Origin of the sequence: Leucobacter sp. BZR 635 (assembly GCF_048061935.2) — a bacterium.
In the GTDB taxonomy this organism is placed as follows: Bacteria; Actinomycetota; Actinomycetes; order Actinomycetales; family Microbacteriaceae; genus Leucobacter.
This window is the reverse complement of the sequence record NZ_JBLUNZ020000055.1, coordinates 25,936-36,639: the sequence shown is the minus strand read 5'-3', so window position 1 is coordinate 36,639 and position 10,704 is coordinate 25,936. Positions and strand designations below refer to the sequence as shown.

The following is a 10,704-nucleotide window of genomic DNA, read 5'->3' as shown; positions in this document are numbered from 1 at the left end:
TCAAACTCCTGCGCCCACGTCCCATCAGCCAACTGCCGCTCACCAGCAAGCGGGAACCCAGTCACACCCACACCACCAACAGACACCTGGTACACACGAACGCTCCCGCGCACCGGAACATACCCATGCTCAGCAGACCAGTACAACGTCGACCCCGAGAACTCCTGCATCTCACCTGCAGCACTCGTCACCGACTTCCCAACCTGCTTACCCAGCGAACCCAAACCATTCGCACGCACATAATCCCGCACCTTGCCAGGCGTCAAGAACGCGCCATTCGGGTTCTTCCACACCACCGTGCCACGCTCAAACTCCTGCGCCCACGTCCCATCAGCCAACTGCCGCTCACCAGCAAGCGGGAACCCAGTCACACCCACACCACCGGAGGCCATCTGTTGGTTGCGGATGCTCCCTCGTACAGGGATTACCGTCCCATTTGCAGAAAGATAAAGAGTGGATTTCTCAAAGAGCTGCCACTGTCCTGATGCGTGTGTTTGGGCGCTTGCCTTCGGGAAACCTAGAGCAGCTGGCCCGCCGAGCGCCTTGTACTTGTCTAAGATCTTCCCGGTTACGAAAGACCTGCCGTAGCCGTGGAGGCTAGTAATCCAGCCTTTGTCGAATACCTGGTAATAGCCGGAACCGACCTTCTGCTCGAGTCCTTGCGCAAGTCCCGCGCGATTGAACCCGCCAACGGCGAGGAAGTGCTCTCGGATGGATCCTCTGATCACGTATCGTTTCGTTGCGGAGGCGTAGGAAATCAGTCCGCCTTGAAACTCCTGGTAGTAGCCACCCGAAATCTGGCGCTCTTTCGCGAGCGGGAATCCGAGAATGCTCGATGCGGCACCGAGGGAGTTGTAGTACGTTCGGATGCCTCCCTTGACCACCTGGGCTCCGGTCTTCGGGTGCCAGTACATCGAACCTTTTTCCACGTTCTGGCGAAATCCGCCGGACACTGCCGTTGCGTTCTCGACGATGTCACCGAGCGTTGGCTTGATTTCTTTGTGGAGCGCTGTGAAGCGGCTGTCGACCTTGAGTACCGGGTTTTCAAACCACGCGTTGTAGTAGTTGTAGAAGTTTCTGTTGCCATAGCTCGAACATGCGTCCCCGGTCCCCCAGCCAGCGTTCAGTGCGGCCTGGTTCGGACGATAAGGCGTGTAGATATACAACGCCGCGGTCGCATAACCATCGATCCTGACCTGCGAGGTACCGCAGCCCGCATTCGGATGCCACTGAATCGTATTTGCCTGGAACGGGCGGTAACGGTAACTATTCGGAAAAGCCCGGTACACCTTGAACTGCCATGCGGCTCTGTATACCTGCTTCGCGAAACCACCTCGAGATGCATCGCAGTTCGCAGCGCCGCCCGGTCCGGAGTCTGGGCAGGCATATCCCATCGCATAGAAATACTGATTTTCGTTCGGCCAGGGGTCGGAGACAAGGCTTTGCTCCTTATCGAGCATCACCAGCAACACCTTGGGACTAATGCCGCACGCCTTACCTACGCGAACGATCACCGAAGCAGCAGACTCATTCTTCTGCCCTGGGATTGCGGCGCAGTATGGGTTAGCGAGCTCGGTCGACGTGTTGATCCGGAAGTCCCGCAAGCACTTCGACGCCAGCTTCGTTGGCCCATTCCACGAAACAGGTTTTCCCACTTCGTAACCAGGCCGCCCCAACCAACAGCTCGGCACCTGTTTGTTCAGAAAGCTCTGCACCTCGGCCACACTCATCGCGTTGCCATCGTAGAACTTTCCGTCCGAAATGATGTTGCCGGGCTGGAACCCGTTCGAGGGGTTTGCCGCCTCTGCCGGCGTTGCCGGAGCGACGAGTGCAGCGGCGAGCAGAACTGCACCAACGCCCATCGCGAGCACGCGGAGCGCTCGAGTGAGACTGCCGCGCACGACGCCGGAACGCTGTGCCGGAGGTGAAAGGAAGTCACTCATAGGTTGAACTCTCACTTGCTGGTTGAAGGTTACCCGCAGAGTCTACGCGAGGTCGTTACTTTAGGCACGGGCCGTTGCACCTCAGACGGGTTACGCTCACTACAGGCGATCAACCCCACCCGTACACCCCTTGTTGATCTGCTGCGGCTACGCTAGTTGGGTCAATGTTTACTCACACTAGGCCTCCGAGCGCAGCGGCCAACACCGCGCCCGCTGAAACTGCCCGTACCTACCGCACCGACATCGACGGTCTTCGTGCCGTCGCGATTTTGCTCGTCGTTGTCTACCACGTCTGGGTGGGCCGGGTATCGGGCGGCGTCGACGCCTTCTTGATGATCTCCGCGTTCTTCCTCACGGGGTCGTTTGTGCGCAGGCTCGAGGGCTCGAAGCCGCTCGCGATTGCCGGACAGTGGGTACGCACGTTCAAGCGCCTGTTGCCTCCCGCCGCGGTCGTCTTAGTCGCAACCCTGATCGCCGGGTTCTTCCTGTTGCCCGACAACCGGCTCCCCGACCTGTTCAGCGAGGTGTGGGCGTCGCTGTTCTACGTTGAGAACTGGTGGCTCGCGATCGATGCGACCGACTACTACGCCGACAAGATCTCTGCGAGCCCCGTGCAGCACTTCTGGTCGCTGTCCGTGCAGGGCCAGGTTTTTCTGCTGTGGCCCTTACTCTTCCTGGTCATCCGCTTCCTCACGAAGCTCACTCGCCTCGCCGTGCGGCCCGCCGCGATGGCCGTCTTCGCCGTCGTCTTCGCCGCTTCATTCACCTACTCGGTGCTCTCAACCGACGCACGCCAAGAGTTTGCTTACTTCGACACCGGTGCCCGGATCTGGGAGTTTGCGGCCGGTTCCATGCTCGCGGTCGCACTCCCCTGGATCAGGGTGCCGCGCTGGGCACGCAGCGTGCTGGGCCTGGTGGGTATTACCGCGCTCGTGCTGTGCGGCGTCCTCATCGACGTGCAGGGCGGTTTCCCCGGATACCTTGCACTGTGGCCGGTTCTCAGTGTCATCGCGATCATCATTGCCGGTTCGGGCGAGGGGCAACCGACAGTGGTCACGCGCGCACTCAGCTTCAAGCCCCTGGTGGCGCTCGGCAACGACGCCTACGCGCTCTACCTCGTGCACTGGCCGATCCTCATCTTTGCAATCCAACTGCGCCGCGGCGCACCGCTGAGCTTTCTCGACGGGCTCCTCATCGTGGCGCTGTCGCTGGTCACCGCCCGGCTGCTCACCTGGCTGGTCGATGACCGGCTCCGCCATGCCGTCTGGGCGAACGTCAACAAGCTGCGTGGCCTGCTCGTCATCGCGCTCTCGATCCTGCTTGTTGCCGGCCCGACCGTCTTCCTCGGGTGGTCTGCGCAGCGGGAATACGAGACCGAGAAGGCCGTGGTCGCGGCGATGGATCAGTCGGTCACCCACCCAGGCGCTGCTGTACTCACCGGCGAATACACCGAGCCCATCCCGGCGGGGATTCCCCCGATTCCGCTCGCAGGGGATCTTGAGTCGGAGTGGGGCGAGCTCCCAGAGAACTGTGATGGCGTACTCAATGAGGCGCTTGAGGGCCAAGGCGCCAGCTGTAGCTATCTCAACACCGACGATCCCGAGCTCGTCGTCGCGGTCATCGGAGACTCCCACTCCCAGCAGTGGCTCGAGCCCATCGAGGACATCTCAGTCAAGAACGACTGGCGCACCTACTCGTTCTTGAAGGGAGGCTGCGCGCTCGCCCTCATCGATGTGGAAACGACCGAGTTTCCCGAGGCTGCTGAGGGGTGCAATGCCTGGCTCGGATCTGTCTTGTCAGGGGTCGCCGAGCTCAACCCAGACGTGGTCATCTCAGTGGGAACGCGCACGCCCGCGTCGTGGGAGAACGAGTCCCCGGACTTTGGCGAGAAAGAGCGAATCCCCGAAGGACAAGAGGCCGCGCTCACAGGGCTCGAGAACCTCGGCATCCCGGTCGTCCTGTTCCGCGACAACCCACGTTTCTTCTTCAACGCATACGAGTGCGCCGACGCCATGATCAACGGCGACACCGAAGTTGCCTCAAACCTCGGCGCGAACGCCGCCTGCGGCGTCTCACACGACAGAGCCTTCGCTTCGGCGAACCCGGCTGAAGCGCTCCTGCGCCCAGGCCTCGCCACGGTCGACATGTCGGATCAGCTCTGTTTCGATGGGAGCTGTCCCTCGATCATCGGCAACGTGTTCGTGTACCTCGACGATAACCACATCACGAGCACCTATGCGCGCACGATGCTCCCCGTGCTCACCCCGCGCCTTCAGGCCGCGGTCGAGCACGCCCGCTCTTGGGAGTAGCGCGAACTCCGGGGCGCGGTAGGCCGCCGTCGTGAGGCCCCGCGCTAATCCCCAAGCCCCCGTGTTATCCATTCCACCCCGTTCACGCCCCGCACAAGAGTCGGTCTGAATTAATCAGGGCGGCGAGGAAGGCAGGCGGGCTCCCGGGGCCCGGGCTCCACAGGAGAAACCAGGCGCGCATCGCCACATGCGGAGAGCGCGCTAGCTGCGCTCCCCAGGCAGCCCGCTCGCCACGAAGCGGCGGAAGAGCACTCGCTTGAGCGACGCGGGCATGAGCCTATAGACACCCTTCACGACGACGTTGCGGAGGTACTGGCCGCGGGTGACAAAGCCCATCCGCAGCATCTCGCGCTGCAGCGCCCACTCGGTCTTCGCCTCCTGCCACCCGCCGCGGCGGGCAAACGCGCCCGCACCGACCCGGTACTTCACGAGCGGCTCCGCGATGTTCTCGACGCGGGCACCCGAGTCGATGAGCCTGATGCCGAGCCAGTAGTCTTCCATCTTCCCGAAGGGCTGATATCGACCAACTGCGTCGAGCGCGGCGACCCGGTACATCATTGTCGGGTGGTTGAAGGGGTTGTGCGTGCGCGCGTGGTCGCGGATCTGCGCGCTCCCGCTCGGGGGGATGCGCACCGACACGATGACTTCCGGGTCCGATTCGAACTCGGCCATGCCGGTGCCGACGAGGTCGTAGCCCTCGGCAAGCAGATCCCACTGGCGCGCGAAGCGCTCGGGCGCAGACACGTCGTCCGCGTCCATCCGTGCGACGACAGGGTACTTGCATGCGTCAAGGCCCGCGTTCAGTGCCCCGGTGAGCCCGAGGTTCTCAGGAAGCCGCACGATGCGCACGGGGATCGGACTCGCCTGTTCGATCCGCGCAAGCTCCCGCGTCAGCGCCTCAGTCACCGGCCCGTCTTGCACGATCACGGCCTCACTCGGGCGCAGCGTCTGCGCGTCGACCGAGCTCTCGAAGGCAAGGCGCAGAAACGAAGGGTCGTCTCCCGCGTAGACGGGAAGCAGCAGCGAGAATTCGGGGGCAGTCACCATAGCCCCATTAGCTTAGCCGGGGTAGGGCTGGCGCACGGCAAGCCCCACCCCAGCTCCGCCGCTACTGCACCGACCAGCCGCCGTCGGAGGTGAGGATTGCGCCGTTGATGTTCACCCCGTCGTCGCTCAGCAGGAAGGTGATCGACGCCGCAAGCTGTTCGGCGGTCGCAACGGTCGGGATCGCGGCCTGGAACGGCTGCAACCGCGCGCTGCCGACCTCCGAGACGTTCGCGGGGAACGGGATGCCGGTGGCGACGCCGCCCGGAGCGACCGCATTAATGCGGAGGCCCTCTTTCGCGTACATGAAGGCCGCGCTCTTGGTGAGGCCGATGACGCCGTGCTTTGAGGCAGTGTAGGCGTTGCCCGAGGCGTTGCCGCGAATGCCAGCCTCTGACGAGATATTCACAATCGCACCGCGGCCGGCTGCGAGCATCACGGGGACGACCGCGCGCGTGAGCTTGAAGACGCCGGTGAGGTTGATGCCGATCACGCGATCCCAAATCTCGTCGCTTGTCTCGTGAATCGGCGAGAAGTCGTCGTTGACACCGGCGATGTTCGCGAGCGCGTCAATGCGGCCGTTCGCCGCTGCAATGATCGCCTCAATGTCTGACTGCTTCGTGACGTCGCCCGCGACCGGCACGATCTTCCCTGCGGGCGCGCTCGCTGCGAAGTCTTCAAGCTTCTCCGCAGAAATATCGACCGCGACAACCGTGCCGCCCTCGCGGACGATTCGTGAGGCCGTCGCGCGGCCGATGCCACTTGCTGCCCCGGTCACGATGACTGTCTGAGCGTCGAAGCGCCCGGCTGAGATGCGTTCCTGCCAGGCGCTGGAGTCTGCGTCTTCGGGGATCTCGCCGCCGTTGACCGAGCGCACGAGGTCATCAACGACCGACTGGGGCATCTGCCCCTGGCTGAGGGTGACCAACTGCTGGAGCGGCAGGGCGCGCACCTGGGTGAGCGATTCAGCGTCGCCGCCCGACTGCGCGAGCAGAGCGCGGATCGCTGTGCCACCCTCGGGGTGATCAAGCCAGTCGCCGATGGTGCTGGCTGCGGTAAGCGTGGACATGGGGCCTCCCTTGCTGGGCGTCCCTGCCCTGTGCAAGGACGAGCACCCTCACACTACTCCAACACGTGTCGGAGACACCAGTGATCGCACGCGAATACTCCCCCAGCGGAAATCCCTGCGAGAATCGAGGCATGGATCCACGTGCGGCCAATACCCAGGCCCTGCTCCGCTCAGCGGTGCTCACCCTCGCATCAGAACGACCCATCACGTCGATCACGGTGATCGAGATCATCACCGCCGCTGGCGTAAACCGCAGCAGTTTCTACCAGCACTTCGACAGCCGCGAGGAGCTGCTCGCCGCGGCGCTCGACGCCATCGAGACCGAGATGGCGCACGCGGACGAACCCGTAATTATCACCGACCTCGCTCAGCCGCCACCTGAACTCGTTCGCTTCATGCGCCACTTCTCGACGCACCGAGCGCTCTACCGCGGCGTCTTCGGGCCGCAGGGCTCAGCCCTCGTAATCGCGCGCGTGCGGGCACGCATGCTCGAGTTCGTACGCTCGGGAATGCAACTCTCGCCGGGAAACCTCGGGCACGCGCAGCTCCCCCTCGACATCGCCGCAGCGGGAACCTCTGGCGCACTCCTCGGCGTCGTCGAAGCCTGGCTCAGCCAAGACCCACTGCCCGGGCCCGAGGTCGCCGCCGAGTGGGCGTGGCAGGTACTCCGGCCCGCGCGCTAGTTGCGGCGCTCGGCCTTTTCGAGCCGCTCGATCTGAATCATCACGTCGACGGGCACCCCGGTGTCGCGCAGCACGTCTCGCGTGGAGCGCGGGTTCGTGCGCGAGCCCTCACGCCACCCGCGCTTCAGGCAGTCGCGCAGCTGCGCGCGGTCGCTCGACGCGCGGAACGTGCGGATCCAACGCCGCACGCTCGCCCCAAAGTAGAGAAACTTTTCCCAGCCGTAGAGCGCGTCTGAACAGCGAAACACCCACAGCTTGTTCCGCACCTCAAAGAAGAAGCGAGGGCCGGGGTCGGCGTCGCTCGACCCGCGCTTCGCGGTCTTGTGCGTGACAACCGAGTCTGGGGTAAAGAGCCCCCGCGCGCCGCGCAGCAGCCTAGCCGAGTACTCGAAATCGTCGTTCCAGAGGAAGTAGTCGGCAAGCGGCAGCCCGAGCTCACGCACCCGCGAGGCCCGCAGAAAAGCAGACACGAAGGAGATGGAGCGGATCTCCATGGCCCCCACCTGGGCTGCGCGTTCGCGCTCTGCGCGGCCCGCACGAATCTTCGCCTTCGGGGTGTTCATCGGGTGGTCTTCACCGTCGGTCCAGACGACGCGCGAGCCCATGACCGCGAGGTCGTCGCGGCCCGCAGCCCGATACCGGTCGTGGGTGTCCAGCGCGCCCGCGAGCGCGTCAGGGCCTGGCACGGTGTCGTCGTCCATCACCCACACCCAGTCGGTCTCCTCGTCGACGACCGCAGCTGCGATCCCAACCGCGAAGCCACCGGCGCCACCCGTGTTCTTCTCAAGCTTGATGAGCCTGGCCCGCTCGCCCCACTCGCCGAGCCGCTCTTCCGCGAGCTCCGTGGAGCCGTCGGTCGAGGCGTTGTCAACGACAATCAGCCGATCGACCGGGCGCGATTGCGCGGCCAGCGCGTCGAGCGCCTCGCCCAGCAATTCGCGCCGATTAAAGGCGACCAACACTGCAGTGACCCGCATGACCACCCTTTCGTTACACATGAAACCCGGTTTAGTCTACGGGAGCGGCTACTGCTCGGCCCCCTCGGGCTGCGGGCTCGCGGCGGCAACGCCCTCAGCAACGAGTCCGTAGATCACGTCATAGTCGGGCGCCTCGGGATCGACCGCTGGCGGGACAAGCTCGACGTTCACTGGCGCGTGACCGCGGGCCTTCCCGGCGAGGTCGACGAAGCGCCCAAGCATCGATTCGGGAATGTCGGTCTTCACGAGCTGAGTACCCGCCGCCGCGATTTCTTGGAAACGCAGCAGCACGTTTGCTGGGTTCATCTGCGCGAGGATCGCGGCTTGCAGGTCGCGCTGACGCTGCATCCGGTCGTAGTCGCCGTTCTCCGAGCCGTAGCGCGAGCGGGCGAACCACTGTGCGTTCCAGCCGTCGAGGTGCTGCTCGCCAGGCTCGATCCACCCCTCGACGTTCACGAGCTCGCCCGTGTATTCGTCGATGCCGCCGCCGATGGGCAACCGCTCGGGTACGTTCACCGTCACGCCCCCGAGGGCGTCAATAATGTTCGAGAACGCGTCCATGTTCAGTAGCACGTAGAACTGCGGGTCGAGGCCCGTCGCCCCCTGCACGGCGTCCTTGGTCGCCTCGATGCCGGGCGAGGATCCGCGCGACACCGCGTCGGGGTACAGCCCCGAGTAGGTTTCGGGGAAGTTTTCTACCTCGGTGTAGACGGCGTTGAGATAGCAGGTCGTGTAGCAGCCGCCCCACTCGCTGATGACGTTCGGGGCTACGCCGAAGCCGTAGGGGTGGAGGGCGCTCATGGGCGATTCCTCGGGGAACGGCATCTCAATGAGCTCTCGCGGCAAGCCGATGATGACCGACTGGCCGGTCTTCGCGTCGATGCTCACGAGCGAGATCGAGTCGGGGCGGATGCCCTCGCGGTCGCTGCCGGCGTCGGTGCCGAGCAGCAGGATGTTGTAGCGGCCATCAATCGGCTTCACTGCCGGTGCCCCAACGAAGATATTGCCGATCACTCCGCGACCGGTGCCAATGAGCGACGACGCCCAGGCAGCTCCGGCGACGGGCACCAGGGTGAGGAGCACCGAGAGCATCGCGATCGGCACGCGCCAACTGCGCTTCACCGTGACGAGGCGGGTCAGGCGCAGGGTGTCGATGCCGAACACCAGCCACATGAGTGCGAGGCCAAGCACCAGCCACTGCAGCACGAACAGCACGATGCCGTTGGTAAGAATAGACAGCGTCGTCGCGCGCGCGAACAGCAGCCCGAGTACCGCGACAACCGCAAGCAGCAGCGCGGTGAAGGTCACCGCGAGCCCGAAACGCCCAAAACGCTTGTTGCCAGCCAGCACCTGCGCGCTTCCCGGCAGCAAGAAGCCGAGCACCACAAGCCACCTCGCCCGCTTCGTCATGAGCGGTGGTGAGGAGAGGTCAGGGGTGCGAATCGGCCGTTCGAGGTCGTAATCGAGGCTTACGCTCATGCACCGTATCCGTCGGGATTCGCCGACTGCCAAGCCCAGGAGTCGCGGCAGGCATCAGCAAGCGAACGCGTGGTGTACCAGTCGAGCTCACGGTTCGCCTTCGCTGGGTCGGCGACGGTCTCGGCTACATCGCCCTCGCGACCGGGAACGACCTGGTACGGGATATCGCGGCCTGCGGCGTCGCCAAAGGCGCGCACCACGTCGAGGACGCTTGAACCCGTGCCCGAGCCGAGGTTGTAGGTTGCGACCCCCGCCGACATGCGCTCAAGCGCCGCGGCGTGCCCCTCGGCGAGGTCCATGACGTGGATGTAATCGCGCACGCCGGTGCCATCAGGCGTCGGGTAGCTGTCGCCGAAGACGCTGAGCTTGTCACGCTTGCCGACCGCTACCTGCGCGATGAACGGCATGAGGTTGTTCGGGATCCCTGAGGGATCTTCGCCGATCCGCCCCGACGGGTGTGCACCAACCGGGTTGAAGTAGCGCAGCAGCACGGCCTCAAGCTCCGGCCACGACTTCTGCGTATCGCGGATGATCTGCTCGATCATCGCCTTCGACCAGCCGTACGGGTTCGTCAGGCCCACACCCGCTGGGTGGGCTTCGTCCTGCGGTACGTACTGCGGGTCTCCGTAGACGGTGGCGCTCGAGCTAAAGACGAGCTGCGTGATGCCGCGCTCGCGCATGATGTCGAGCAGGTTGAGGGTCGAGTCGATGTTGACGCGGTAGTAGCGCGTCGGCTGTGCGACGGACTCGCCCACGGCCTTCAGCCCGGCGAAGTGCACAACGGCGTCGACGTCGAGCCCCTCGAAGGCAGCATCGGCGGCGGCTCGGTCAGCGAGGTCGGCCTCGATGACCGAGATCTTTCGGCCCGTCAGCTCCTCGACTCGCCGCACCGCTTCCGGGCTACTGTTCGAGAAGTCATCGAGCACAACGACCTCGTGGCCGCGTTCAAGCAGGACGAGGGCGGTGTGGGAGCCGATATACCCGGCCCCTCCAGTCAAGAGAACACGCATAGGAAGAGGCTACTTCACACAGACAGAGAGAACCATGAGGCACTCCGTGAATTCTCAGGGCGCGCCGCTCAGTAAACTCCATTTGCGCACGCATAGAATAGCTATGAGTCCATAGGTACTTACAAGCAACTGGTGGAGGTGGGAATGGCAACTCTGAGTCTGATAGCGGAGCCCTTCCCCGATTGGGAAG

The 10,704-nt window shown here is 64.2% G+C and carries 8 protein-coding genes; 2 read left to right on the top strand and 6 right to left on the bottom strand.

Annotated features, from left to right (window positions below; all coding sequences use genetic code 11):
• Window positions 1–1,943 (bottom strand): LGFP repeat-containing protein (locus tag ACI1US_RS11480; protein ID WP_461640565.1); only part of this gene is annotated, 1,943 nt, incomplete at its 3' end.
• Between the two features lie 164 nt (window positions 1,944–2,107).
• On the opposite strand from ACI1US_RS11480, the gene ACI1US_RS11475 reads away from it, so the two are divergent.
• A complete protein-coding gene (locus ACI1US_RS11475; protein WP_461640563.1) occupies window positions 2,108–4,252 on the top strand; it encodes an acyltransferase family protein in 2,145 nt (714 codons plus the stop codon).
• Window positions 4,253–4,453: 201 nt separating this feature from the next.
• On the opposite strand, the gene ACI1US_RS11470 is transcribed toward ACI1US_RS11475, so the two are convergent.
• Window positions 4,454–5,299: a glycosyltransferase gene (locus ACI1US_RS11470; protein WP_461640561.1), complete on the bottom strand. Its 846-nt coding sequence runs from the start codon at window positions 5,297–5,299 to the stop codon at window positions 4,454–4,456.
• A gap of 61 nt (window positions 5,300–5,360) precedes the next feature.
• Window positions 5,361–6,365: an SDR family NAD(P)-dependent oxidoreductase gene (locus ACI1US_RS11465; RefSeq protein ID WP_461640559.1), complete on the bottom strand. Its 1,005-nt coding sequence runs from the start codon at window positions 6,363–6,365 to the stop codon at window positions 5,361–5,363.
• Between the two features lie 131 nt (window positions 6,366–6,496).
• On the opposite strand from ACI1US_RS11465, the gene ACI1US_RS11460 reads away from it, so the two are divergent.
• Window positions 6,497–7,048, top strand: a complete 552-nt coding sequence (locus tag ACI1US_RS11460) for a TetR/AcrR family transcriptional regulator (protein ID WP_461640557.1) — start codon at window positions 6,497–6,499, stop codon at window positions 7,046–7,048.
• On the opposite strand, the gene ACI1US_RS11455 is transcribed toward ACI1US_RS11460, so the two are convergent.
• From ACI1US_RS11455 to galE, 3 genes are read right to left on the bottom strand one after another with little or no spacing between them, the layout of a single operon-like run.
• Window positions 7,045–8,025, bottom strand: coding sequence for a glycosyltransferase (locus ACI1US_RS11455; RefSeq protein WP_461640555.1), 981 nt, complete (start codon window positions 8,023–8,025; stop codon window positions 7,045–7,047). The genes ACI1US_RS11460 and ACI1US_RS11455 overlap by 4 nt on opposite strands.
• A gap of 48 nt (window positions 8,026–8,073) precedes the next feature.
• Window positions 8,074–9,504, bottom strand: a complete 1,431-nt coding sequence (locus ACI1US_RS11450) for an LCP family protein (protein ID WP_461640553.1) — start codon at window positions 9,502–9,504, stop codon at window positions 8,074–8,076.
• A complete protein-coding gene (gene galE, locus ACI1US_RS11445; protein WP_461640551.1) occupies window positions 9,501–10,514 on the bottom strand; it encodes a UDP-glucose 4-epimerase GalE in 1,014 nt (337 codons plus the stop codon). Before galE ends, ACI1US_RS11450 begins: the two co-directional genes overlap by 4 nt.
• Window positions 10,515–10,704: the final 190 nt, after the last annotated feature.